This is a genomic window from Streptomyces sp. NPDC037100 (genome assembly GCF_055606225.1).
The window spans coordinates 218,010-242,526 of record NZ_JBVJSX010000010.1; the positions used below are offsets into that span (position 1 = coordinate 218,010).

General features: G+C 71.1%; 22 protein-coding genes and 5 tRNA genes. 7 read left to right on the forward strand and 20 right to left on the reverse strand.

Going from position 1 to position 24,517, the window contains the following annotated elements; translation table 11 throughout:
* Window positions 1–29: 29 nt before the first annotated feature.
* Window positions 30–1,811 carry a DAK2 domain-containing protein gene (locus tag ACZ7EG_RS29700; protein ID WP_471085405.1) on the reverse strand — a complete coding sequence of 594 codons (1,782 nt, stop codon included), beginning with the start codon at window positions 1,809–1,811 and terminating at the stop codon, window positions 30–32.
* 267 nt (window positions 1,812–2,078) lie between these two features.
* On the opposite strand from ACZ7EG_RS29700, the gene rpmB reads away from it, so the two are divergent.
* Window positions 2,079–2,264 (forward strand): 50S ribosomal protein L28, encoded by a 186-nt coding sequence (gene rpmB / locus ACZ7EG_RS29705; RefSeq protein ID WP_004924906.1) that lies wholly within the window; start codon window positions 2,079–2,081, stop codon window positions 2,262–2,264.
* Window positions 2,265–2,347: 83 nt separating this feature from the next.
* Here the strand turns inward: rpmB and thiD are convergent, their stop codons facing one another.
* Together thiD and ACZ7EG_RS29715 are read right to left on the reverse strand one after the other, a co-directional pair.
* Entirely contained in the window at window positions 2,348–3,154 is an 807-nt protein-coding gene (gene thiD / locus ACZ7EG_RS29710) for a bifunctional hydroxymethylpyrimidine kinase/phosphomethylpyrimidine kinase (protein WP_471085408.1), read from the reverse strand.
* On the reverse strand, window positions 3,151–4,116 hold the full coding sequence (locus ACZ7EG_RS29715) for a thiamine-phosphate kinase (protein WP_471085411.1): 966 nt from the start codon (window positions 4,114–4,116) through the stop codon (window positions 3,151–3,153). Before ACZ7EG_RS29715 ends, thiD begins: the two co-directional genes overlap by 4 nt.
* Before the next feature lie 206 nt (window positions 4,117–4,322).
* On the opposite strand from ACZ7EG_RS29715, the gene ACZ7EG_RS29720 reads away from it, so the two are divergent.
* Window positions 4,323–4,556 (forward strand): Lrp/AsnC family transcriptional regulator, encoded by a 234-nt coding sequence (locus tag ACZ7EG_RS29720; protein WP_029384521.1) that lies wholly within the window; start codon window positions 4,323–4,325, stop codon window positions 4,554–4,556.
* A 20-nt stretch (window positions 4,557–4,576) separates the two neighbouring features.
* Entirely contained in the window at window positions 4,577–5,095 is a 519-nt protein-coding gene (locus ACZ7EG_RS29725) for a DUF3515 domain-containing protein (RefSeq protein ID WP_471085415.1), read from the forward strand.
* A gap of 18 nt (window positions 5,096–5,113) precedes the next feature.
* Here ACZ7EG_RS29725 and ACZ7EG_RS29730 read toward each other — a convergent pair whose 3' ends face one another.
* Genes ACZ7EG_RS29730 through ACZ7EG_RS29740 form a run of 3 tightly spaced genes read right to left on the reverse strand, consistent with a single transcriptional unit; the run spans window position 5,114 to window position 8,147 of the window.
* Window positions 5,114–6,289, reverse strand: coding sequence for a D-alanine--D-alanine ligase family protein (locus tag ACZ7EG_RS29730; RefSeq protein WP_471085418.1), 1,176 nt, complete (start codon window positions 6,287–6,289; stop codon window positions 5,114–5,116).
* 59 nt (window positions 6,290–6,348) lie between these two features.
* A complete protein-coding gene (locus ACZ7EG_RS29735) occupies window positions 6,349–7,359 on the reverse strand; it encodes an NAD(P)H-dependent glycerol-3-phosphate dehydrogenase (RefSeq protein WP_471085421.1) in 1,011 nt (336 codons plus the stop codon).
* Complete coding sequence (locus ACZ7EG_RS29740; RefSeq protein ID WP_471085424.1) at window positions 7,356–8,147, reverse strand: lysophospholipid acyltransferase family protein; 792 nt, start codon at window positions 8,145–8,147, stop codon at window positions 7,356–7,358. The genes ACZ7EG_RS29735 and ACZ7EG_RS29740 overlap by 4 nt, the downstream gene beginning before the upstream one ends.
* Window positions 8,148–8,304: 157 nt before the next feature.
* Here ACZ7EG_RS29740 and cofC point away from each other — a divergent pair, with 157 nt between their 5' ends.
* Together cofC and ACZ7EG_RS29750 are read left to right on the forward strand one after the other, a co-directional pair.
* Window positions 8,305–8,943 carry a 2-phospho-L-lactate guanylyltransferase gene (gene cofC, locus ACZ7EG_RS29745; protein ID WP_471085427.1) on the forward strand — a complete coding sequence of 213 codons (639 nt, stop codon included), beginning with the start codon at window positions 8,305–8,307 and terminating at the stop codon, window positions 8,941–8,943.
* 9 nt (window positions 8,944–8,952) lie between these two features.
* On the forward strand, window positions 8,953–9,156 hold the full coding sequence (locus ACZ7EG_RS29750) for a hypothetical protein (RefSeq protein ID WP_471085430.1): 204 nt from the start codon (window positions 8,953–8,955) through the stop codon (window positions 9,154–9,156).
* Window positions 9,157–9,228: 72 nt separating this feature from the next.
* On the opposite strand, the gene ACZ7EG_RS29755 is transcribed toward ACZ7EG_RS29750, so the two are convergent.
* The 4 genes from ACZ7EG_RS29755 to leuC form a co-directional block, all read right to left on the reverse strand.
* Window positions 9,229–9,870 (reverse strand): HU family DNA-binding protein, encoded by a 642-nt coding sequence (locus ACZ7EG_RS29755; RefSeq protein ID WP_471085433.1) that lies wholly within the window; start codon window positions 9,868–9,870, stop codon window positions 9,229–9,231.
* 136 nt (window positions 9,871–10,006) lie between these two features.
* Window positions 10,007–10,237, reverse strand: coding sequence for an SCO5555 family protein (locus tag ACZ7EG_RS29760; protein ID WP_053668772.1), 231 nt, complete (start codon window positions 10,235–10,237; stop codon window positions 10,007–10,009).
* A 277-nt stretch (window positions 10,238–10,514) separates the two neighbouring features.
* Window positions 10,515–11,108 (reverse strand): 3-isopropylmalate dehydratase small subunit, encoded by a 594-nt coding sequence (gene leuD / locus ACZ7EG_RS29765; protein WP_471085437.1) that lies wholly within the window; start codon window positions 11,106–11,108, stop codon window positions 10,515–10,517.
* A gap of 6 nt (window positions 11,109–11,114) precedes the next feature.
* The gene (gene leuC / locus ACZ7EG_RS29770; protein ID WP_471085439.1) at window positions 11,115–12,545 is read right to left on the reverse strand and encodes a 3-isopropylmalate dehydratase large subunit; all 1,431 of its coding nucleotides are present in this window, start codon (window positions 12,543–12,545) and stop codon (window positions 11,115–11,117) included.
* A 195-nt stretch (window positions 12,546–12,740) separates the two neighbouring features.
* On the opposite strand from leuC, the gene ndgR reads away from it, so the two are divergent.
* On the forward strand, window positions 12,741–13,457 hold the full coding sequence (gene ndgR / locus ACZ7EG_RS29775) for an IclR family transcriptional regulator NdgR (RefSeq protein ID WP_003993203.1): 717 nt from the start codon (window positions 12,741–12,743) through the stop codon (window positions 13,455–13,457).
* A gap of 185 nt (window positions 13,458–13,642) precedes the next feature.
* Here ndgR and ACZ7EG_RS29780 read toward each other — a convergent pair.
* The 10 genes from ACZ7EG_RS29780 to ACZ7EG_RS29825 all read right to left on the reverse strand — a co-directional run bounded on the left by ACZ7EG_RS29780 (window position 13,643) and on the right by ACZ7EG_RS29825 (window position 20,017).
* Window positions 13,643–13,715, reverse strand: a tRNA-Glu gene (locus ACZ7EG_RS29780).
* 28 nt (window positions 13,716–13,743) lie between these two features.
* Window positions 13,744–13,815, reverse strand: a tRNA-Gln gene (locus ACZ7EG_RS29785).
* 20 nt (window positions 13,816–13,835) lie between these two features.
* Window positions 13,836–13,908, reverse strand: a tRNA-Glu gene (locus ACZ7EG_RS29790).
* 47 nt (window positions 13,909–13,955) lie between these two features.
* Window positions 13,956–14,028, reverse strand: a tRNA-Glu gene (locus ACZ7EG_RS29795).
* Between the two features lie 21 nt (window positions 14,029–14,049).
* Window positions 14,050–14,121 (reverse strand) — tRNA-Gln (locus ACZ7EG_RS29800).
* Window positions 14,122–14,209: 88 nt separating this feature from the next.
* Window positions 14,210–14,941 (reverse strand): HAD family hydrolase, encoded by a 732-nt coding sequence (locus ACZ7EG_RS29805; protein WP_471085442.1) that lies wholly within the window; start codon window positions 14,939–14,941, stop codon window positions 14,210–14,212.
* 29 nt (window positions 14,942–14,970) lie between these two features.
* Window positions 14,971–17,184 (reverse strand): FlgD immunoglobulin-like domain containing protein, encoded by a 2,214-nt coding sequence (locus ACZ7EG_RS29810; RefSeq protein ID WP_471085445.1) that lies wholly within the window; start codon window positions 17,182–17,184, stop codon window positions 14,971–14,973.
* Window positions 17,185–17,357: 173 nt separating this feature from the next.
* Window positions 17,358–18,842 carry a glutamate--tRNA ligase gene (gene gltX / locus ACZ7EG_RS29815; RefSeq protein ID WP_471085448.1) on the reverse strand — a complete coding sequence of 495 codons (1,485 nt, stop codon included), beginning with the start codon at window positions 18,840–18,842 and terminating at the stop codon, window positions 17,358–17,360.
* Window positions 18,835–19,611, reverse strand: a complete 777-nt coding sequence (locus tag ACZ7EG_RS29820; RefSeq protein WP_352096870.1) for a fumarylacetoacetate hydrolase family protein — start codon at window positions 19,609–19,611, stop codon at window positions 18,835–18,837. The genes gltX and ACZ7EG_RS29820 overlap by 8 nt, the downstream gene beginning before the upstream one ends.
* Window positions 19,612–19,825: 214 nt before the next feature.
* On the reverse strand, window positions 19,826–20,017 hold the full coding sequence (locus tag ACZ7EG_RS29825; RefSeq protein WP_471085735.1) for a hypothetical protein: 192 nt from the start codon (window positions 20,015–20,017) through the stop codon (window positions 19,826–19,828).
* 602 nt (window positions 20,018–20,619) lie between these two features.
* On the opposite strand from ACZ7EG_RS29825, the gene ACZ7EG_RS29830 reads away from it, so the two are divergent.
* Window positions 20,620–24,510: a sensor histidine kinase gene (locus ACZ7EG_RS29830; RefSeq protein ID WP_471085452.1), complete on the forward strand. Its 3,891-nt coding sequence runs from the start codon at window positions 20,620–20,622 to the stop codon at window positions 24,508–24,510.
* Window positions 24,511–24,517 lie beyond the last annotated feature (7 nt).

Consider the following 24,517-nt stretch of genomic DNA (forward strand, 5'->3'; position numbering starts at 1 on the left):
CGTCGCGTCGGAGGACTGAGCGCCGCCGCTCACTCCACGCCGATGAGGAGCAGGGACCCCTGCCGTCCGCCCCGGTAGACGACCGTGTCGACGGCGAGGTACCCCTCGCGGACCCGGCTCTCCAGATGCGCGGCGAGGGTGTCGGGGACGTCGTCGCCGAGGACCAGGGTGACCATCTCGCCCCCGGCCGAGAGCATGCGGTCCAGGACGGTCTCGGCGGTCACCGCGATGTCCGAGCCGATCACGGCCACGTCCCCGTCGATCAGGCCCAGGACGTCGCCGGCCTGGCAGATGCCGGCCATCGTCCAGGACTGCCGTTCGGCGACGGTGACCTCGGCGTAACGGGTGGCCCCGGCGGCCGACGTCATGGACACGACGTCCTCGTCGAAGCGGCGGTCCGGCTCGTGGACGGCCAGGGCCGCGATGCCCTGGACCGCCGAGCGGGTCGGGATCAGGGCCACCCGGACGCCCTCCGCGCGGACCTGCTCGGCGGCCGCGGCTGCGGTGTGGCGCAGGTCGGCGTCGTTGGGCAGCAGCACGACCTCGCGCGCGTGGGCCCGCCGTACGGCCTGGACGAGCTCGCCGCTGGCGGGCGGCTCCCCGGGTCGGGCGAGCACGGTCGTCGCCCCGGCCTCGGTGTACAGCCCGGCCAGGCCCTCGCCGGGCACGACGGCCACGACGGCACGCTCGGTACGTTCCCGAGGCGGCCGCTCGGCGCCGGTGGTGTGCACGTCGCCGGCACCGAAGTGCGTGATGCGGATGCGGTGGGGCCGCCCGGCCTCGATGCCGGCCTCGACGGCTGCGCCCGCGTCGTCGACATGGACGTGGACGTTCCACAGCCCGTCGCCGCCGACCACGACGAGGGAGTCCCCGAGGGCGTCGAGCCGCTCCCGCAGCCGCTCCACGGCCGCGTCCTCGGCCTCCAGGAGGTAGATCACCTCGAAGGCGGGGCCCTCCTCGCCGGGCACGGCGGCGACGCCGTCCGTGCACCCGCCCGGGACGCCGTCGCCAGGCGCGGGGTTTTCGACGGGACCCACGCGCGCGGGGGAATTCCGGCGAGGGTCCCGTGCCTTCTCCCCCGTGAGCGTCTCCACCAGCGCCCCGAGCACCGCGACCAGCCCCCGGCCGCCGGCGTCGACCACCCCGGCGCGCTCCAGGACGGGAAGCCGGCCCGGGGTCTCGGCGAGGGCGGTGCAGGCTCCGTCGTAAGCCGCCCGGGCCACGGTTCCGCAGTCGCCCTGCGCATCGTGGGCGGCATCGGCGGCGGCGTCGGCGGCGGCCGAGGCGACGGTGAGGACGGTGCCCTCGACGGGATGGGCGACGGCCTGACGGGCGGAGTCGGCCGCGCGGCGCAGGGCGAGCCGCAGGTCCCGGCCGTCGGCATGGCCGAGGTCACCGTCGGCCAGCACCTGGGCCATGCCGCGCAACAGCTGGGCGAGGATCGTCCCGGAGTTCCCGCGGGCGCCGATGAGTGCCCCGTGCGCCATCGCCCGGGCCGCGTCGGCGAGCGTCGGCCCCTCGCAGCCCGCAGCACCCGAGCCCGCAGCACCCGAGCCCGCAGCGCCGGAGCGCGCGGCGCCCGGGCCGCCGGCGGCTTCGGCTCCCGCCGCGTGCCCCGCGAACACCGCCTCGACGGCCGCGACCGCGGACTCCACGGTCAGATAGAGGTTGGTGCCGGTGTCGCCGTCCGCCACCGGATAGACGTTGATCGCGTCGATCTCCTCACGCGCCCGCCCCAGTGTCTCCAGCGCGAGACCGCACCAGGTGCGCACCGCGAGAGCATCGAAGAATGTCTGCGGCACCTGCGCCACTACGCCTCCCTGAGCTGCCGGACGTGGCAGGCAGCGTAGACCCCGGGGCGGTGTTCACCGGAAGTGGGCGGGGGCCGGACCCCTGAGCTGCCATGGTAGTTTCGTTCTACGGGTGCAGCCGTTGTATGCTGCTCCGGTTGCCCGATCTGATCGGGCCTTCCCCTGGCAACGCCACTCAGATTTCGACCGGCTGCTCACAGCCCGAGAGTCCTGATCCCGGCCTGCCGGGATCAACCGTAAGTGCATCTGAAGTCTTTGGAGTGACCCGTGGCTGCCAACTGCGACGTCTGCGGCAAGGGGCCGGGCTTCGGCAACAACATCTCGCACTCGCACCGCCGTACGCCCCGCCGCTGGAACCCGAACATCCAGCGTGTGCGTACCGTGGTGGGCGGGACGCCGAAGCGCGTGAACGCTTGCACCTCGTGCATCAAGGCCGGCAAGGTCTCGCGCTGACGCTCAGCTAGCGCGCGGCCACTGCTGGTTCGCTGCAGAGCCGGTCCACCTCTGGTGGGCCGGCTCTTTGCCGTGCCTGGTCGTCAGCGTCGGTCGCGTTCCGTGCCCGTGCGGAAGCGCCAGCCGTGATCCACCGGCCCGATCCCCCCGCCGAGCGCGAACCCGGCCGAGACGGCCCCCGTGACGTACTCCTTCGCCGCCGCCACCGCCTCCGGCACGGACTGCCCCTTGGCGAGCCCGGAGGCGACCGCGGAGGCGAGGGTGCAGCCGGTGCCGTGGGTGTGGCGGTTGTCATGCCTCGGCGCCCGCAGCCAGTGCTCCTCGGAGCCGTCGGTGAGCAGGTCGACGGCGTCCCCGGGCAGGTGTCCGCCCTTGATCAGCACCCAGCGCGGCCCGTACGCCAGCACGGCCGCGGCGGCCGTGCGCATATCGCGCTCCGCCTCGACCCGTACGCCCGCGATCTGGGCCACCTCGTCGAGGTTGGGGGTGGCGACCGTCGCCACCGGCAGCAGCTTCGTACGGACGGAGTCCAGCGCGGAAGCGGCGAGCAGGGCGTCGCCGTGCTTGGAGACGCCCACCGGGTCGACCACCGCCGGGGCGTCCGTCCCGGCGATCAACTCGGCGACCGCCTCCACGAGTTCCGCGGAGGCCAGCATGCCCGTCTTGACCGCCTGCACGCCGATGTCGTCGACGACACTGCGGTACTGGGCCCGCACGGCCTCCACGGGCAGTTCCCAAGCCCCCTGCACGCCGCGGGAGTTCTGCGCGGTCACCGCCGTGACGACGCTCATGCCGTGCACGCCGAGCGCGAGCATCGTCTTGAGGTCGGCCTGGATGCCCGCGCCGCCGCCGGAGTCGGAGCCCGCCACCGTCAGGACGTTGGGGATCATGACTCCATGTCCCCGAAGTGGTCCCAGCCGCCCTTGCTGGTCCAGGGCGCCCCGTCGACCGTCACCTGGGGCAGCGCCGAGGGGTTGAGGACCTCACCGATGACCTTCCAGCGGGCGGGCAGCTTCACGTCCGGCGGGAAGGTCGCCACGATCGCGTGGTCCTCTCCCCCGGTCAGCACCCACTGCATGGGGTCGACCCCGACGGCCTGCCCGATGTCGTTCATCTGGGACGGGATGTCGATCGCCCCGGAGCGGATGTCGATCCGCACCTTGCTCGCCTCGGCGATGTGCCCGAGGTCCGCGATCAGCCCGTCGCTCACGTCGCACATCGCGGTCGCCCCGAGCCCGGCGGCGGCCGGACCCGCGTGATACGGCGGCTCCGGGCGCCGGTGGGCCTCCACGAACGCCCGCGGTGAACGGAACCCCCGCGACAGCACCGCGTACCCGGCGGCCGACCAGCCCAGCCAGCCGGTCACCGCGACGCGATCGCCGGGCCGGGCGCCCGCCCGCGTCACCGGCTCCTGGTTGCGCAGATCGCCGAGCGCGGTGATCGACACCGTGATCGAATCGCCGCGTACGACGTCACCGCCGACCACGGCGGCGCCCGCCACCTGGCATTCGTCGCGCAGGCCGTCCATCAGCTCGCTCGGCCACGTCACCGGCAGCTCGGCCGGAACGACCAGCCCGAGCAGCAGCGCGGTCGGCACGGCGCCCATGGCGGCGATGTCGGCGAGGTTCTGCGCGGCCGCCTTGCGGCCCACGTCGTAGGCCGTCGACCAGTCGCGCCGGAAGTGCCGGCCCTCCACCAGGATGTCCGTGCTCGCCACGACCCTGCGGTCGGGCGCGGCCACCACGGCGGCGTCGTCGCCGGGGCCGACCCGGACCGCCGGGGTGGTGGTCAGACGGGAGGTGAGCTCCCTGATGAGCCCGAACTCACCGAGCTCACCAACAGTGCCCTTCATTGCCCTTGCTCCCCTTCTGTCCCTGTCCGTGCCCGGTCGCGAGGCATCTCAGGCCTCGCTACCGTCGAAGTGACCGTCAAGTTCTGCCGGACCCGCACACCGGCGCGCACAACCCGGTCCCCGCAGGTCTCCCCGCGGCGAGCGGCGACGCGATACCGTGGCGTTCCTTTTCCCCACATGATCCTCGTGGCCGCCCTGGAGGTTCCGTGGTACAGGCGTACATCCTGATCCAGACGGAGGTCGGCAAGGCGTCGACCGTCGCCGAGACGATCGGCAAGATCCCTGGGGTGATCCAGGCCGAGGACGTGACGGGACCGTACGACGTGATCGTGCGGGCCCAGGCCGACACCGTCGACGATCTCGGCCGCATGGTGGTCGCCAAGGTTCAGCAGGTGGACGGCATCACCCGCACCCTGACCTGCCCGGTCGTCCATCTGTAGCCCCCGTCTACCCTGTGCCGGTGAACTCTTTCCGTCACCGGCACCGTTGTGTCTTCCGCGTGTTCCGCCTGCCCGCTGTCGCACTGTTGATCACTGCTGCGGGCTGCTCCTCAGCAGACGACAGCGCGTCGGCGGCGGTTCCCAGTCCGGACGCGAAGGTCGTGGGACTGTGCCGGAACCTGGACAAGGTACTGCCCGCGAAGGTGGACGGTGAGCGTCGTGCGGATCCCGAGCCCGCGTCGGCGCTGACGGCGGGCTGGGGCAGCCCGGCGATCATACTGCGCTGCGGTGTGCCGAAGCCGCCGAAGATGATCGACCCGAAGGTGGCGGACGGTCGGGATCCGGATGCCGTCGCCGGGGGCGTGAACGGGGTCGACTGGCTGATGGAGAAGCAGGACGGCGGGGGGTATCTGTTCACCACCGCCAACCGGGAGGCGTACGTCGAGGTCCGGGCGCCGGAGGGCGTGGACAGCTCGGGTGTGCTGATCGATCTGGCCGCCGCTGTGAAGGAGGCGATCCCCAGGGGGATCGCCTCCTGAGCGCCGGGCGTTGAGGATTCAGCGCAGGCCCGTCGACCTGCGCAGTGCCGCCTGCACCAGCCGGTCGATCAGCTCCGGGTAGCTCACCCCGCTCGCCTGCCACATCTGCGGATACATCGAGATGGGCGTGAAGCCGGGCATCGTGTTGATCTCGTTGATCACGAACTCGCCGTCCTCGGTGAGGAAGAAGTCCGCGCGGACCAGGCCCTCGCAGGACGCCGCCTCGAACGCCTCGACCGCCAGGCGCTGGACCTCGGCGGTCTCCTCGGGCGTGAGGGGTGCGGGGACGAGACCCGGAGTGGAGTCGATGTACTTGGCCTCGAAGTCGTAGTACGCCTGCGCCTCGGGCGGGGGGATCTCCGCGGGGAGGGAGGCGCGGGGACCGTCCTCGAACTCCAGGACGCCGCACTCGATCTCGCGGCCGCGCAGCGCGGCCTCCACGAGGATCTTCGGGTCGTGACGCCGGGCCTCTGCGACGGCCTCGTCGAGTCCGGACAGGTCGTCGACCTTGGTGATGCCGATCGACGAGCCGGCCCGCGAGGGCTTCACGAACAGCGGCCAGCCGTGCTCGCCGGCGAAGTCGACGATCTTCTTGCGGGCGGCGGCACCCTTGTCCCCGTTCGGGGCGGACTGCTCCCACTCGCGCGGGCGGATCACCACGTACGGGCCGACCTTCAGCCCGAAGGAGGTGAACACCCGCTTCATGTACTCCTTGTCCTGGCCCACGGCCGAGGCGAGCACACCCGAACCCACGTACGGGACGCCGGAGAGCTCCAGGAGGCCCTGGACGGTGCCGTCCTCGCCGTACGGGCCGTGCAGCACCGGGAAGACCACGTCGACCTCGCCGAGCGCCTTGGGGACCGATCCCGGCTCGCTGTAGACGACTTCGCGGTTGGCGGGGTCGACCGGGAGGATCACTCCGCCCTCGGCCGACTCCGCGAGCGCGTCGACGCTCGGCGGGCGCCGGTCGACGATCGCCATCCGCTCCGGTTCGTCCGCCGTGAGCGCCCAACGCCCTTCCGGGGTGATGCCGATCGGCAGGACGTCGTACTTCGTCCGGTCGATGGCCTTGAGGACGGCGCCGGCGGTGACCACGGAGATCCCGTGTTCGGAGCTGCGCCCGCCGAACACGACGGCCACACGCGGCTTGCGAGGCGGCTGCTCGGGGCTCTGGGGGAGGTTCTCGGTGCTCATATCGCGTTGAGAGTACCCGTTGGTAGGGCCGCTAGTAAGCGCCGCCGGCCTCGCGTCGCTCAGCGTCGTTCGGGCTTCGCGCTGCGCGACATCAGCTCCTTGAGAGCCACCACCGGGGGCTTGCCCTCGTGCACGATGCCGACGACCGTCTCGGTGATGGGCATGTCGACGCCGTGCCGGCGGGCCAGGTCGAGCACCGACTCGCAGGACTTGACGCCCTCCGCGGTCTGCTTGGTGACCGCGATGGTCTCCTGGAGGGTCATGCCCTTGCCGAGGTTGGTGCCGAAGGTGTGGTTGCGCGACAGCGGCGAGGAGCAGGTGGCCACCAGGTCGCCCAGGCCCGCGAGTCCGGAGAAGGTCAGCGGATCGGCGCCGAGCGCCATGCCGAGCCGGGTGGTCTCGGCGAGACCGCGGGTGATGAGCGATCCCTTGGCGTTGTCGCCGAGTCCCATGCCGTCCGCGATGCCGACCGCGAGACCGATGACGTTCTTCACGGCTCCGCCCAGTTCGCAACCCACCACGTCCGTGTTGGTGTACGGGCGGAAGTACGGCGTGTGGCAGGCGGCCTGGAGCCGCTGGGCGACGGCCTCGTCGGTGCAGGCCACCACGGCCGCGGCCGGCATCCGCGCGGCGATCTCCCGCGCCAGGTTGGGCCCGGTGACCACGGCGATCCGCTCCGGGCCGACCTTGGCGACGTCGTCGATGACCTCGCTCATCCGCATCGCGGAGCCGAGTTCGACGCCCTTCATCAGCGACACCAGTACCGTGCCGGGGGCCAGCAGCGGGCTCCACTCGGCGAGGTTGCCGCGCAGGGTCTGCGAGGGCACCGACAGCACCGTGAAGTCGGCGTCCGCGGCGGCCCGGGCGGGATCGGTGGTCGCCCGGACGTTCTCCGGGAGCTCGACGCCCGGGAAGTAGTCGGGATTGGTCCGCGTGGAGTTGATCGCCTCCGCGACCTCCGGACGGCGCGCCCACAGGGTGACCTCGCACCCCGCGTCGGCGAGCACCATGCCGAAGGCCGTACCCCACGAACCGGCGCTCAGGACCGCCGCCTTGACCGGCTTGCTCACTTGCCCAGCCCCTCTTCCTGCACGGTCTGTCCGGACTTCTGGTGCGTCTGCGTCTGAGCCTGCGTGCGGCGCCGCTGTTCGATCCGCTCCCGGCGCGGGTCGTACGGCGTCTCGGGTGCCTTCTCGCCCCGGATCAGCTCCAGCTGCGCGGTGACGGCGGCCATGATGACCTCCGTGGCCTCCTTCAGCAGTTCCGCGGTCATCTCCCGGTCGTAGAACCGCGCGAGGTCCACGGGCGGCCCGGCGAGTACGCGGTGCGTCTTGCGGGGCAGCAGATTCGGCTTCTTCGCGTACGGCGGCAGCAGTTCGTTGCAGCCCCACTGGGCGACGGGGATGACCGGGCACTTGGTCTGCAGAGCGACGCGCGCGGCCCCGGTCTTGGCGGTCATGGGCCAGCCGTCCGGGTCGCGCGTGAGGGTGCCCTCCGGGTAGAAGGCCACGCATTCCCCGCGGTCCACGGCGTCGATCGCGGCCCGGAAGGCACTCAGCGCGTCCGTGCTCTCGCGGTAGACGGGGATCTGCCCGGTGCCCCGCATCGCGGCCCCGACGAATCCCTTCTTGAAAAGCCCGCTCTTCGCGAGGAATCGCGGGACGCGCCCGGTGTTGTACTGAAAGTGCGCGTAAGCGAAGGGATCGACGTGCGAATTGTGGTTCACCGCGGTGATAAATCCACCCTCGGCCGGAATGTGCTCCATTCCACGCCAGTCCCGCCTGAGCAGAACCACCAGCGGCGGTTTGCAGATCACCGCGGCGAAGCGGTACCAGAAGCCGATTCTGCGGCGGGGCACGCGGACACCTTCCTCTTGGGCTGAAGCCGGGGCCACGGGGGGCCGCACAAGTGTCGCCCCAGGCCGCCGGTCTGTCGAGAACACCGTACGCCCCGGCACGCCACCCGCCCGATGCCCCGGGTGACAATGACCGCGACAAGAGGAGGACGGAACCCCCGTGCAGTGGACCCTGGTCGTACCCCTGAAGCCCCTGGCCCAGGCCAAGAGCAGGCTTGCGGACACCGCGGACGACGGGCTGCGGCCGGACCTGGCGCTGGCCTTCGCCCAGGACACGGTGGCGGCCGCGCTGGCCTGCCCGGGAGTGGGGGATGTGGCAGTCGTCACGGACGACGCCCGGGCAGGCCGTGAGCTGGCCGCGCTGGGCGCCGCGATCATCCCCGACGAGCCGGGCGGCGGTCTCAACGCCGCCCTCGCACACGCGACGCGGGCCGTACGGTCCGCCCGCCCGGCCCGAGCGGTGGCCGCGTTGAACGCCGATCTGCCGGCCCTGCGCCCGGCGGAATTGTCCCGGGTACTGGATGCCGCCGCCGAATTCCCGCGCGCATTTCTGCCGGACGCCGCAGAAATCGGAACGACCCTGCTGGCCGCCGCACCGGGCCGGGAATTGCGCCCGGCCTTCGGCGCGGAATCCCGGGCCCGGCACCGCGCATCGGGGGCCGTGGAACTGCCCCTCACCGCGGTCGATTCGGTACGCCAGGACGTGGACACCGGCGACGACCTGCGCAGCGCGCTGGCCCTGGGGGTCGGCCCTCATACGGCCGCGGCCGCCGCGCGGTTGCTGATTCCCGGGCAGTAGGCTGCGGCCATGCAGGCGACCGCGTACACGTACGACCCCGAAAGCCGCAGCGGGCAGGTGCTCCTGGACGACGGCACCCCGGTGCCCTTCGACGCGGCCGCGTTCGACGCGGGGGGCCTCAGACTGCTGCGCCCGGGCCAGCGGGTACGCATCGAGGTGGAAGGGTCGAGGGACGCGCTCCGGATCACTCTGGTGACCCTGCAGACCCTCTGACCACACGCTGAACAACGCCGCGGGCCGGACTCCGTGCGGAGTCCGGCCCGGCGCGTGAGTGCCCCGTCGCCCCTACTTCTTGCGGGCGGTGGTCTTCTTGGCGGTGGTCTTGCGCGCCGTGGACTTCTTGGCGGGCGCCTTCTTGGCCGTGGCCTTCTTCGCCGGGGCCTTCTGCGCGGTGGTCTTCTTCGCGGCGGTGGTCTTGGACGTCGCCGTGGTCTTCTTGGCGGGCGCCTTCTTCGCGGTGGCCTTCTTCGCGGCCGCGGTCTTCGTCGTGGCCTTCTTCGCCGTCGTCTTCTTGGCGGCGGTCTTCTTCGCGGCGGCCGACTTGGCGGTCGCCTTCTTCGCGGCGGCCTTCTTGACCGTCGCGCCGGCACCGCCGGTCAGGCTGCCCTTCGGCGCCTTCTTGACGGACACCTCGCCGCCGCGCGGCAGCTTCTTCGAGCCGCTGACCAGGTCCTTGAAGCCCTGACCGGCACGGAAGCGCGGAACGGAGGTCTTCTTGACCCGAACCCTCTCGCCCGTCTGGGGGTTACGGGCGTACCGGGCCGGACGGTCGACCTTCTCGAACGAACCGAAGCCGGTGACCGAGACCCGCTCACCCGAGACGACCGCTCGGACGATGGCGTCCAGTACATGGTCGACAGCGTCGGCGGCCTGCTGGCGGCCGCCCATCTTGTCGGCAATCGCTTCTACGAGCTGCGCCTTGTTCACGTCTTCCCCTTCGGAGACATCGCCAGAACGAAAGTGTTCAAGCTTTTTCGCACGTTAGGCAGATATATACCGCAAATCAAACACGAAACGGGCTTATCACCCTTGTGCCGCAGCGAACTCGACGGTGTAGAGAGGTTCAGCGTTCCTCGACGGGGAGACGTCCCTCGTCGAGGTCCGTATTGAACCGCTCAAGCCGCCTTGCCGCGTCGGCGAGATCGTGCTTGGCCGCGGCCGTAATGACCAGCAGCTTCCGGGTCAGCGCCATCCGTACGCCCTCCGGGACTTGCAGTGCGCGCACTCTTGTGTGCGCTTCCTTGAGTTGGTCCGCGACTGCCGCATAGAGCTCGAGTTGGCCGTCGTGTTCCATGCACAGATTGTGCCATCTGGGGCGAGTTGTCGCCTGCGCAGGGGACAACTGCCGCCTCAAACGGCCTTCCCGGCACACGTGGAAGTCACGGCTGTACCCCTCGCATACCCCAGCAACCACGGGCTTAACGTGGGAAGTTGGCAGCCGAACAGCGGGTGGGCAGGGCCGTTCGGGTGCAGACACGGCTGTACCCCCGATCGGGCTGATCGGGGGTACAGAGGGGATGTTGCTGTGGCCGAAAGTCGCCTTGCTCTCAGGCGACGGACCGTGCCCGGGGTCAGACGGGAAGGGTGCGCGGCTTGAAGGAGGGGCGCTTGGACTCGTAGGCGGCGATGTCCGCCTCGTTCTGCAGGGTGATCGAGATGTCGTCGAGGCCGTTCAGCAGCCGCCAGCGGGAGTTCTCGTCCAGTTCGAAGGCGGCGGTGATGCCCTCGGCCCGCACCTCGCGGGCCTCCAGGTCGACGGTGATCTCGGCCTGCGGGTCCTTCTCGGTGAGCTCCCACAGCGCGTCCACGGTCTCCTGCTCCAGAACGACCGTGAGCAGGCCGTTCTTGAGCGAGTTGCCGCGGAAGATGTCGGCGAAGCGGGAGGAGATCACGGCCTTGAAGCCGTAGTTCTGCAGCGCCCAGACGGCGTGCTCACGCGAGGAGCCGGTGCCGAAGTCGGGGCCGGCGACCAGGACGGTCGCGCCCTTGCGCTCGGGCTGGTTGAGCACGAACGACGCGTCCTTGCGCCAGGCCTCGAACAGCCCGTCCTCGAACCCGTCGCGCGTGACCTTCTTGAGCCAGTGGGCGGGGATGATCTGGTCGGTGTCGACGTTGGAGCGGCGCAGCGGGACGGCCCGGCCGGTGTGGGTGGTGAAGGCTTCCATGACTGATCAGACTCCAGCGGGCGTACGGGTTGCGGCGTCGGACAGGTCGGCCGGGGAGGCGAGGTGGCCCAGGACGGCGGTGGCGGCCGCGACCTGCGGCGACACCAGGTGGGTGCGTCCGCCCTTGCCCTGCCGGCCCTCGAAGTTGCGGTTGGAGGTGGACGCGGAACGCTCACCGGGGGCCAGCTGGTCGGGGTTCATGCCCAGGCACATCGAGCAGCCCGCGTGCCGCCATTCGGCGCCTGCCTCCTTGAACACCACGTCCAGGCCCTCGGAGACGGCCTGCAGACCCACCCGCGCGGAGCCGGGGACGACCAGCATCCGTACGCCGTCGGCGACTTTGCGGCCCTTCAGCAGCTCGGCGGCGGCGCGCAGGTCCTCGATGCGGCCGTTGGTGCACGAGCCTACGAAGACGGTGTCCACGTTGATGGAACGCAGCGGCTGCCCGGCCTCCAACCCCATGTACTCCAGGGCCTTTTCGGCGGCGTAGCGCTCCGATGCGTCTTCGTACGAAGCAGGATCGGGGACGGACGCCGAAAGCGGTGCGCCCTGCCCGGGGTTGGTGCCCCAGGTGACGAACGGCGACAGTTCGGCGGCGTCGATGACCACCTCGGCGTCGAACTCGGCGTCCTCGTCGGTCCTGAGCGTCTTCCAGTACGCGACGGCCGCGTCCCAGTCCTCGCCCTCGGGGGCGTGCGGACGGCCCTTGAGGTACGCGAACGTGGTCTCGTCCGGGGCGATCATGCCCGCGCGGGCGCCGGCCTCGATCGACATGTTGCAGATGGTCATGCGGGCTTCCATCGAGAGCTTCTCGATGGCCTCGCCGCGGTACTCCAGGACGTAGCCCTGGCCGCCGCCGGTGCCGATCTTCGCGATGATCGCCAGGATCAGGTCCTTGGCGGTGACGCCCTCGGGCAGTTCGCCCTCGACCGTGATCGCCATGGTCTTCGGGCGGGACATCGGCAGCGTCTGCGTGGCCAGCACGTGCTCCACCTGGGAGGTGCCGATGCCGAACGCCAGCGCGCCGAAGGCACCGTGCGTGGAGGTGTGGGAGTCACCGCACACCACGGTGGTGCCCGGCTGGGTCAGACCCAGCTGCGGGCCCACGACGTGTACGACACCCTGCTCGACGTCGCCCAGCGGGTGCAGGCGCACGCCGAACTCGGCGGCGTTCTTGCGCAGCGTCTCCAGCTGCACCCGCGAGACCGGGTCCGCGATCGGCTTGTCGATGTCCAGGGTGGGGGTGTTGTGGTCCTCGGTGGCGATGGTGAGGTCCAGACGCCGCACTGTGCGGCCGCTCTTGCGCAGACCGTCGAAGGCCTGCGGGCTGGTCACCTCGTGCAGCAGGTGCAGATCGATGAAGAGAAGGTCGGGCTCGCCCTCCGCGCGCCGGACGACATGGTCGTCCCAGACTTTCTCCGCGAGTGTCCTACCCATCGCTGTTCCCTCCGGCCGACGACGATCCGCCGACCCAACTAGAGATCTTGAGGAGGCAGTGCCCGTACCCCTGATTCCGGGCACACACCGCCAGGCCCTTACGTCACGGGCCGTTGTGACTTCGTGATTCCAGGGTGGCGCGTTCCACGGAAAATTGAACTTGCGTTTCACAGAGTGAGACGCGAGTATCGTTTCATGGACAACAGTAGCGGCGTCGGCGTTCTGGACAAGGCGGCCCTCGTCCTGAGCGCTCTGGAGTCCGGTCCGGCCACCCTCGCGGGATTGGTCGGCGCCACCGGACTGGCACGACCCACGGCCCACCGCCTGGCCGTGGCCCTGGAACACCACCGCATGGTGGCGCGCGACATGCAGGGGCGTTTCATTCTCGGCCCCCGCCTGGCAGAGCTTGCCGCAGCCGCGGGTGAGGACCGTCTCCTCGCCACCGCCGGACCGGTGCTCACACATCTTCGGGACATCACGGGCGAGAGCGCGCAGCTCTATCGCCGCCAAGGCGACATGCGCATCTGCGTCGCCGCTGCGGAGCGCCTGTCCGGCCTTCGGGACACGGTCCCGGTCGGTTCCACGCTCACGATGAAGGCCGGCTCCTCGGCGCAGATCCTGATGGCCTGGGAGGAGCCGGAGCGGCTGCACCGCGGCCTGCAGGGGGCGCGCTTCACGGCGACGGCTCTGTCAGGTGTGCGGCGGCGGGGCTGGGCCCAGTCGATCGGCGAGCGGGAGCCGGGCGTCGCGTCCGTGTCCGCGCCGGTGCGGGGGCCTTCGAACCGGGTGGTGGCCGCGGTGTCCGTGTCCGGGCCGATCGAGCGTCTTACGCGTCACCCGGGGCGGATGCATGCGCAGGCTGTGATCGATGCGGCGGGGCGTCTCTCCGAGGCGTTGCGGCGTACCGGCTGAATCGACGGAGCGTCTCGGGAGAGGCCGGCCTCAACGCCGCGGCAGGCCTTTCCCCGACCAGGCGCCGTAGTGGGTGCGGTTCCGCTGTCGAGTGCCGGCCCGCCGTGGCTGATCGCGCAGTTCCCCGCGCCCCTGGGTTGGACACGAAAAGGCCCCCCACCGAAGTGGAGGGCCTTTCTCGTACGTACCCCCGACCGGATTCGAACCGGCGCTACCGCCTTGAGAGGGCGGCGTGCTAGGCCGCTACACAACGGGGGCGTGGAGCCTGCGTTTCCGCAGGTCCGAGCTGGTCTACCTGGACTCGAACCAAGACTAACTGAACCAGAATCAGTCGTGCTGCCAATTACACCATAGACCAATGTGGTTTAGACCAGTCAGTACCCCCGACCGGATTCGAACCGGCGCTACCGCCTTGAGAGGGCGGCGTGCTAGGCCGCTACACAACGGGGGCCCTAGCAGTCCCGAGATGATCGTCGATCTGCCGATCTTCGGAACCAGTACCCCCGACCGGATTCGAACCGGCGCTACTGCCTTGAGAGGGCAGCGTGCTAGGCCGCTACACAACGGGGGCGATGCAGATGAGCTCTGCGAGCTGGCCTACCTGGACTCGAACCAAGACTAACTGAACCAGAATCAGTCGTGCTGCCAATTACACCATAGGCCACTGGAACGCAAGCCCCGGAGGGTCCGTGTTCTAGTTGTGCGCCTGGGGTTCCGGCCTTCCGGCCCGCTCCCGCGGCGCAGGAAGAACATTACCTGAAGGTGGACGGGGCTCCAAAACGACTATCCGGGCCGAGCAGGGACGGCAGTTCGTCCAGGGACGCGATGCGGTGCGGCCCGACGGGCGGGTCGATCGTGGCGTACAGGCCGCCGCGGTCGATCCACACGGACAGCAGTCCGGCGTCGGCGGCGCCCCGTCCGTCGATCTCCGGGTGGTCGCCGACGTAGGCGACCTGGTGCGGCGGCAGTCCGAGGAATTCGCAGGCCGCGAGGAACGCCCCGGCCTCCGGCTTGGAGATGCCGAGCTCGGCCGCGCACAGGATGGTCTCGAAGCGATCGTGGACGCCGAGGGCGCGCAGCTTGCGGTCCTGGACGTGGAGGCTGGAGTTGGAGAGCACGGCGTGCCGGTGGCTGGTGGAGAGGGCGTCGAGGACGGGCAGGACGTCCGAGAACAGGGCCCAGACCGCCTCGTAGTGGGTGATGTACCGCTGGAACCACGCGTCGGCCTCGGCGTCGGTGAGGTCCCGGTCCAGGAACACCCGTACGCGGTCGCGCCGCTGCTCCTCGAAGGTGGCCTCGCCGGCCGAGAAGCGGGCCCATTGCAGGTGGGTGATCTCCCGCCAGTGGTCGATGGCCTGCTCGACGCTGTCGTAGCGGTCGAGCAGGCCCTCGGTCGTGAGGTGGGCGCGCATGCCGAGGCGGTCGGCGGTGGTGTAGTCGAAGAGGGTGTCGTCGACGTCCCAGACCACGGCTTTGATGCTCATGCTCCGACCGTACCCACGGCGGTGTGCTCTCAGCCCAGGGTCATGGTGCCGGAGAGCGTGAGGTCCGGGCCCTGGCCGTCGCGGGGGTGAGCGGTGAGCTTCCAGGTGTACGCGCCGCCCGTGGCGCCGCCGCTGTCGGTGGTGCCGTCCCAGGCGGGGCGTACGGCGGCTCCCGTGGAACTGCCGGTCAGCGTGCGGACGATCTTGCCGAAGGCGTTGGTGAGGGTCAGGGTCCAGGAGGAGGGCTTGTTCAGCTGCCAGACCGGTGCCCAGGGGAAGGACTTGCCGATCACGGACGGCGAGTAGACCTGGGCCTCCATCTGCGCCAGGGGCGAAGTGGGGACGCCGCTGGGGACGATCGAGACCTCGCCGTACGTGCCGTTGAGGTAGGCGATGGCGCCGCCGAAGCGGTCGACCGCCCAGCGGCCGTTGCTGCCGCCGGTGTTCTGGTCCGTGGCGGGCAGCTTCACCAGGGTGCGGGTGGTGGCCGTGCCGGTGTGGAAGTCGGTGAGCAGCAGTTCGTGGGTGGTGCGGTTCTCGCGGAGCAGGAAGCCGTCGGCGAGGCGCGCCGGGCCGAGGTCGGACGGGACCGTGATCTTGCGCTGGGTGGCCCGGTCGTACACGCCGGCCGAGGTGCCGCAGGACCAGAACAGCCAGGTGTTGACGGCCTGGATGTCGGTGGGGGTGCAGGGGGCGCCGGTGGCGATGGTGGTGGTCGTGCCGGTCTTGAGGTTGCGGCCGGTGACCTGGCCCTGGGTGCCGCCCGGGGCCCACAGGGTCTGCCCCCACACCGCGGCGGCGGTGCGGTCGCGGGTGAGGGCGGTCTCGCCGGCGGTCGCGGCGCGCGGGAAGTCGACGATCCGCTGCTTGCCGGAGCCGCCGTTGTAGAGCACGTACCGGCCGGTGCCGGCGCCGATACGGCCGGCGGAGTCGCCGTCCGTGGGGGCGCTGAGGACGGTGGTGGTGTCGAGGCCGACGGTGCTGACGGACTCCTGGCCCGTCTCGCTGGTCCACAGGTGGCTGACGCGGCCGTCGCCGAGGGCTTCCAGCTGGGGGCAGGCGGCGTCGCCGGTGAGGCAAGTGGGTGCGCTCAGAGCGGGGCTGCGGCGGGTCTGGGGGCCTGCGGGGCGGCCTGCCGCGTCCAGCTGGAAGCTGCTGTAGCGGAGCGAGGCGCCCGGCGTCGCGCCGTAGAGGAACAACTCGCCGCCGGCGACGGCCAGTCCCTGTACGCCCGTCGCGGCGGCGGGGACGCGGGCCACCTCGGCGGTGGTGAGGCCGCCGCTGCCGTCGGGGGTGATGCGGTGGATGTTCCAGTCGAGGCTGGAGGGACCCGCGGTGGCCAGGGCGCCGCCGTCCAGGGTCGGGCCGATGCCGCCGAACGACGAGGTGAGCACGGTGTTCGAGGCGCCGGTGACCAGGGAACGGGCGGTCAGCGCGGCCTCGGTGCCGCCCAGCACGAACTTGGGGTTGCCGATCAGGAGCTGGTCGCCGACGACGGCTTCGAGCTGGGCGTCGGTGCTGGTGAGCGCGGTGGGCTGGGTGCCGGGTTCGGCGTCCACCCGGATCGCCTTCCAGTCGGCGACGAGCCAGCGGTCGTTGAAGGCGAGCTGCGGGGTCGCGGTGTCGCCGGTGACGTAGGTGCGGAACGCGCCGTCGGAGAGGTCGACCAGGCCCACGGACGTCCTGTCGTCCAGCATGTAGACGATCGCGAGTCGGCCGACCGAGCCGCCGGTGCGGTAGAGGACGGGCCGGGCGCCCGCGGGGAAGCCGGTGACCGGGGTGTCCACGGTGAGGGTGCCGTCGACGGTGCGCAGCACGTGCAGGGCGCCGGTGCCGTCCATGGTCAGCACGCTCCAGCCGGCGGCGGCGCGGTAGGCCTGGCCGGTGGGGATGGTGACGGTGGCGGTGACGCCCGTCGAGCGGTGCTTCTGCAGCACTGTCTGGCCGTCGCGGGTGTTCACGACGTCGGTGCCGGTGGCCAGGTCGTCCGGGCCGGCGTGGGCGGGCGGGACCGCGTCGGGGTAGTCCACCGTGGTGACCGACGTGGTCCCCGGGCGGTACTGGAAGCCGGACGCCCCGGCCCAGGGGTAGTCGACGGTCACACGCTTCTCGGTGGCCAGCCGCACCGTGCCAGCCGGCTCGTCGGCCCCGGGCGCCGCCTGCGCGGGTGCGGCGAGCACGGTGCAGGACAGGGCCACCACCCCGCCGACGGCCGCGTGGACGAGTCTTCGTGAACGGATCATGCTCTCTCCCCCTGTACCAGGGCGCACACGCGCACCGTGCGCACAGAGGGCATCCAACGTCCCTTCATAGGACGGGAGTTGGCCGGAAGGATGAACTCCGGGTGACGGCTGGGCGGACACGGCGAGGGCGGCGCCCGAACCGGACGCCGCCCTCGCGGTGTGATGCCGTGCGCCTACGCGGCCAGCTTCGCCAGTGCCGCGTCGATCCGGGCCAGGGTGGTCTCCTTGCCCAGGACCTCCAGGGACTCGAACAGCGGCAGACCGACCGTGCGGCCGGTGACGGCGACGCGGACGGGGGCCTGGGCCTTGCCGAGCTTCAGGCCGTGGGCCTCACCGGCGGCCAGGACGGCCTCCTTGAGCGACTCGGCGGAGGTCCAGTCGGCGGCCTCCAGCTTCTCGCGGGCCGTGCGCAGCAGGGCGTCCGAGCCCTCCTTCATGGCCTTCGTCCAGCTGGCCTCGTCCTCGGCCGGCTCCGGCAGGAACAGGAAGTCGACGTTGTCGGTGATCTCCGACAGGACCTTGAGGCGGGTCTGGGCGTGCGGCGCGATGGCCTGCCACTTGGCCTCGTCGAAGGCCTCCGGGGCCCAGGGGGCGAACGGCGCCTGGAGCCACGGGCGGCAGCGCTCCGTGAAGTCCTTCACGTCCAGCATGCGGATGTGGTCGCCGTTGATGGCCTCGCACTTCTTGAGGTCGAAGCGGGCCGGGTTCGGGTTCACGTCGGAGATCTCGAACGCGGCGATCATCTCGTCGATCGAGAAGACGTCCTGGTCCGCCGAGAGGGACCAGCCGAGCAGCGAGAGGTAGTTCAGCAGGCCCTCGGGGAGGAAGCCGCGCTCCCGGTAGAGGTTGAGGGACGACTGCGGGTCACGCTTGGAGAGCTTCTTGTTGCCCTCGCCCATCACGTACGGCAGGTGGCCGAAGGACGGGATCTCCTTGGCGACGCCCAGCTCGATCAGCGCCTTGTACAGGGCGATCTGGCGGGGGGTGGAGGAGAGCAGGTCCTCGCCGCGCAGGACGTGGGTGATCTCCATCAGGGCGTCGTCGACCGGGTTGACCAGCGTGTACAGCGGGGCACCGTTGGCCCGGACGATGCCGTAGTCGGGGACGTTCTCCGGGGTGAAGGTCAGTTCGCCGCGGACCAGGTCGGTGAAGGTGATCGTCTCGTCGGGCATCCGGAAGCGGACGATCGGCTCGCGCCCCTGGGCCTGGTACTCCTCGACCTGGGCGGCGGTCAGCTCACGGCAGTGGCCGTCGTAGCCGGAGGGCTTGCCGGCGGCGCGGGCGGCCTCGCGGCGGGTGTCCAGCTCGTCCTGGGAGCAGTAGCAGCGGTAGGCGTGGCCGGCGTCGAGCAGCTTCCGCGCGACGTCCTTGTAGAGGTCCATGCGCTGCGACTGGCGGTACGGCGCGTGCGGGCCGCCGACCTCGGGGCCCTCGTCCCAGTCGAAGCCCAGCCAGCGCATCGAGTCGAGCAGCTGGGTGTACGACTCCTCGGAGTCACGGGCCGCGTCGGTGTCCTCGATGCGGAACACCAGGGTGCCCTGGTGGTGCTTGGCGAACGCCCAGTTGAACAGGGCGGTGCGGACCAGGCCCACGTGGGGGTTACCGGTGGGCGAGGGACAGAAACGGACGCGTACTGGAGTGCCGGGTGCGCTAGCCACGCTTGACAACCTTGTTGGTGAGAGTGCCGATGCCTTCGATGGTGACGGCGACCTCGTCGCCGACGTTCAGGGGGCCGACCCCAGCCGGGGTGCCGGTGAGGATGACGTCGCCGGGGAGCAGCGTCATGGCCTCGGAGATGTTGACGATCAGGTCCTCGATGGAGTGGATCATCTCGCTGGTGCGGCCCAGCTGGCGCTGCTGGCCGTTGACCGTGAGCTGGATAGTGAGGTCGCTCGCGTCCAGGTCCGTCTCCACCCAGGGGCCGAGCGGGCAGGAGCTGTCGAAGCCCTTGGCCCGGGCCCACTGCTTCTCGCGCCGCTGCACGTCACGGGCGGTGATGTCGTTGGCGCAGGTGTAGCCGAAGATCACGTCCTTGACGCGTTCGCGCGGGACCTCGCGGCACATCCGGCCGATCACCACGGCCAGCTCGGCCTCGTGGTGCACCTCCTCGGAGAAGGAGGGGTACTGGATCTCGTCGCCGGGGCCGATCACCGAGGTGGACGGCTTGAAGAAGGCGAAGGGGGCGTCGGGCACCTCGTTGCCCAGCTCGCGCGCGTGCTCCGCGTAGTTGCGGCCGAAGGCCACGACCTTGTTGGGAAGCACCGGCGGCAGCAGCCTGACCTTGCCGACCGGCACCTTCGTGCCGGAGAGCTCGAAGTCCGCGAACGGGATGCCCTTGATGATGTTCAGGACGAGTTCGTCCTGCTTGTCGCCCTCGATGGCGCCGAAGGCGACGTTCCCGTCGATGGAGAACCTGGCGATGCGCACGGGTTGCTTGGCCCCTTGACTGAAGCGGCTGGAGTCTGACGGTCCAGGCTAACGCGGGGAGGTGACCTCGCCCCGCGCATTACGAGGGGGCGCCCCGCGCATGACGAAGGGGCGCCCCGTCACGTACGAAGGGGCGCCCCGTCACGGGGCGCCCCTCGGAAATCCGGTCCCGCCGCCATGAGCATCCGGCGGCCGGCACGCGTACTAGCTGGTGTCACTCCGCGGCCGCGGTGGCCGCGACGGGCATCTCCATGAGGACGGTGCGCTTGGGATTTGCGGTCTGGGCCGGCAGTTCGACGGGGTGCTCCGGCTGCTCCGGCGTCTGCAGTTCACCGGCGTCGTCCAGGTGTGCCAGCGTCGTGCGTCGCGGGTTGGCGATCTTGTGGAACATCGTCGTCGTCTTCACTGTTTACTTGACCCTGTCCTGTGACGGGCGCCCGGAGGGTGATGAACCCCCGCACGGGCGCGGGTTGTCGGTTGTGCCATCGCTGTAAAGCGTCAGGCTAAACATCCGATTCCCCGGCCCCGTCGTGCAGAGGTCATGATCGGCATGTGAGTTTTCTCACGAATCAGTGGGCGAATCGGTCAATCCGGACTCTCGCCCCACCCCAACGAAACGGACATTGGCCCACTGAAGCCATCATTCCGCTGCTGATCATGGCGACTGGGACACCCGGCAGGGCTCGTCGACTCGCGGGCTTTCGCCCGAAATGGGCGAACTCTCTTTCTACGACCGGTGACCCGTCGCTCACGTGGTGTCACCTACATCACGGCTCGGCCTACGGGCCTTGTTGGAGATCCTGTGCTGTGCTGGAATCTCACGGACCGCCGCAGCATCGAGCCGGCGCACAGGGGGCGCACAGACGCGCCGAGTGGCGGTGAGTAGGGGAAGCCGGCGCCGGTCACTCAAGACCACCACGGGGGCGTTTTTCAGGGCGTCCCCAGAACGCCGACACCGTGCCCCGCCGTTCAGGCGACGGGGTGCCTGGTCCAGAGGTTGCGACGCTAGTGCAGGGACGTTTCAAGAGGGATGGCAGCGCTTCGGCGGAGCCGGAGCCGCACGGCGGGACTGGCCCCGTGAAAGGCGGCCCCGCGCCCCAGCACGCCCAGGGCCCGGCCGGTGACGGCGGTGAGCGCTCCGCGCGCGCCGGTACGTCGGCCCCGTCGGGGGCCGCGGGTTCTTCCCCGGCGCTGAAGCCGCCGGCGGGCCCGACCGGCCCCGGGCCGCGAATAGCCCTGCGCAACTGGCGCATCTCCACGCGACTGGTGTCGCTGCTCGCCCTCCCGGTGGTCGCGGCCACCTCGCTGGGCGCGCTGCGTATCGACCAGTCCATGGACGACATCCAGCAGCTCGACAACATGAAGCTGCTGACGGACATGACCAAGCAGGCCACCGAGCTGTCGGCCGCGCTCCAGGAGGAGCGTGACCAGTCGGCCGGCCCGCTGGCGCACGGCGGCAAGGCGACCGACTTCACGGTCAAGGGGCTTCGCGAGAAGACCGACCGGGCCAGGAAGAACTTCCTCGACAGCTCCGAGGAGATCGACAGCGCGAGCAAGGACGGCAACCTCAAGGGCGTCCGCGAGTACCTCGTCCAGATCGCCGGCGAGCTCGGCGACCTGGAGCAGATCCGCAAGGGCGCCTACGCCTCCGAGGGCAACTCGACGCAGACGGTCGAGGCGTACCACCGTCTGATCGAGAACCTGATCGACCTCTCCCAGGACATGGCCGAGGCGACCAGCAACCCGGACATGATCCAGCGCACGCGTGCGCTCGCGGCGTTCTCCGCCGCCAAGGAGTACTCCTCGATCCAGCGTGCGGCCCTCGCCGCGGCGCTGCCCGCCAGCAACACCACGGCCGGCAAGCTCTCCCCGAACGACCGGCTCTACGCCGAGTCGGCCCTGGAGAGCCAGGACTCCGAGCTCCGCACCTTCAAGAGCATCTACGGCGAGGACGCCGCCGCCGAGCTGCTGAAGCCGATCGAGGACGGCGGCAACTCCACGATCAAGGCGACCGACACCTACGCCGGCCGCGCCCTGAAATCCGCGAGCGGTCTCGCCCAGCAGGACAAGCGGTCCTACCGCGACTGGCTGGACGACAGCTCCACCAAGATCCAGCAGATGAAGAACATCGAGCACACGCTGCTCGAGGAGATGGAGCAGAAGGCCCGCGAGCTGCGCAGCGCCACCGAGCGCGACGCGATCATCTCCGGTGCCCTGATCCTGATCGTGCTGGGTGTGTCGCTGGTCGGCGCCTTCGTCGTGGCCCGCTCCATGATCCGCTCGCTGCGCCGGCTGGAGGACACCGCGACCAAGGTCGCCTCCGACCGCCTGCCCGAGCTGGTCAAGCAGCTGTCCGAGTCCGACCCGCAGGACGTCGACACGTCCGTGGAGTCGGTCGGTGTGCACTCCCGGGACGAGATCGGCCGCGTGGCCGCGGCCTTCGACGACGTGCACCGCGAGGCGGTCCGCCTCGCCGCCGAGCAGGCCCTGCTGCGGGGCAACGTCAACGCGATGTTCACCAACCTCTCGCGTCGCTCCCAGGGTCTGATCCAGCGCCAGCTGTCGCTGATCTCCGAGCTGGAGTCCCGCGAGGCCGACCCGGACCAGCTGTCCTCGCTGTTCAAGCTCGACCACCTCGCGACGCGTATGCGCCGTAACGGTGAGAACCTCCTCGTCCTCGCGGGTGAGGAGCCCGGCCGCCGCTGGACCCGCCCGGTCCCGCTGGTCGACGTGCTCCGCGCCGCCGCGTCCGAGGTGGAGCAGTACGAGCGCATCGAGCTGGCCTCGGTGCCGACCACCGAAGTGGCCGGCCGCGTGGTCAACGACCTCGTGCACCTGCTGGCCGAGCTGCTCGAGAACGCGACCTCCTTCTCCTCGCCGCAGACCAAGGTCAAGGTCACCGGTCACGCGCTGCCCGACGGCCGTGTGCTCATCGAGATCCACGACACCGGTATCGGCCTGTCGCCGGAGGACCTGGCGGCGATCAACGAGCGGCTCGCCTCTCCCCCGACGGTGGACGTCTCCGTCTCCCGCCGCATGGGTCTGTTCGTGGTCGGTCGTCTGTCGCAGCGCCACGGCATCCGCATCCAGCTGCGCCCGTCCGACTCCGGCGGTACGACCGCGCTGGTCATGCTGCCCGTCGATGTCGCCCAGGGCGGCAGGAAGCCCCAGCCCAAGCAGCCCGGTCAGCCGTCGGCCGGCGGCGGTCCGGCCGCCGCGCAGGCAGCCGCCGGTGCGGCTGCGGCCCGGCGTGCCGCCGGGGCCGGCCAGGGCGGCGGTGCCCTCGGCGCCGGTGCATCCGGCGGGGCCTTCGGTGGCGGTGCGTCCGGCGGTGGCCGGCTCGCTTCCGGTCAGGGCCCGCGTGCCGCGCTGCCCGGGCGCGACGCGGACGGCGGCCGTCCGGGAACGCCCGGTGGAGCGCGCGGACCGCAGGGTCCCGGGACCTCGTCGTTCGAGCAGGGTGGTTCCCCGCAGGGCCGTCCCGCTCCCGCGGGCACCGGGTTCGGCCAGCAGGCTCCGGGTGCCCCGCAGGGTCTGCAGGCGGCGGGCACCAACGGGCCCCAGGGCCAGGACGCCTTCGGCGGAGGACGGAGCCGCAAGAAGCAGGGCGGCGACTCCGAGCAGGGCGGCCGCAGGCCGCAGCTGTCGCCGCGCGGCGGACCGCGTGCCGAGCTGCCTGGCGGTGACGCGCAGCCGCGCGTGCCGAGCTGGAGCGACGAGAACGCCCAGCCGCCGGCGCCGCGCGCCTCGCTGGACGCCCCGCGCGGGCACGAGGAGCCGGACCTCTCCCGTACGTCTTCGCTGCCGCGCGCCGATGACCGGCAGGACCCGGGCACGACGGCGGAGATGCCGGCCGTGCCGCGCGACAACGACCGGCAGGGCCTCGGCTCCCCGGCCGACTTCGGCGCTCCCCAGCAGGCGGACCCGTTCGGCCCCGGCGCGAACACCTCGCAGGGCCAGGGCCAGTTCGTCCGCCCGGACGTCTTCGGCACCCACGGCGGCCACCGCGACACCTCGTCCGCGTCGGGCCAGTACCCGGCGCCGCAGTCCTACGACAACGGCTCGACGGGTCAGTACCCCGCGCCCCGCCAGGACAACGGCAGCCAGTACCCGGCCCCCCGCCAGGACAACGGCGGCCAGTACCCGGCCCCGCACCAGGACAACGGCTCCACCGGCCAGTACCCCGCGCCCCGTCAGGACAACGGCAGCCAGTACCCGGCCCAGCGCCAGGACAACGGCTCCACCGGTCAGTACCCGGCGTCCCGTCAGGACAACGGCTCAGGGCGGCCCACCCTCCCGGGTCCGGCCACTCCGGCCGACCCCGCGGGCACGGGCCGGTTCGAGCGGCCGCAGACGGGTGGTGGCCGGGGTCCGGCCGACTTCGGCGCCCCGCGTCCGCCCGCCCCGCAGGCCCGGCCGGTCCGGCAGGAGCCCGAGGCCCTGCCGCCGGCGTCCGGTCCGGGCGACGGTCGTACGCCGCTGTACGACACGCTGGAGACCAACTGGTTCCACGGCCAGCAGGAGCAGCAGCCGCAGAACAACGGCTCCGCCCCGCAGCAGTCGCAGCAACCGCAGGGACCCACCGGTCCGCAGCGGTCCGCCCCCGCCGGCTGGCGCACCTCGCCGAACGACGACCTCGTCCGCCAGGCCGAGCGAGTCCGCCAGCCCGCCGCGGGTGGTGTCACCACCTCCGGCCTGCCGCGCCGGGTCCCCCGGGCCAACCTCGTCCCGGGCACGGCGCAGCAGCAAACCCACCAGAGCGGTCCTCAGGTCTCGCGTGCGCCCGATGACGTGCGCGGCCGGCTGACCAATCTCCGTCGGGGAATCGCACAGGGTCGTCAGGCCGGGTCCACCCAGACCGGCACCCACCCACGGCCCACTCACCAGCAGGAGCGTTAGTTGAGTC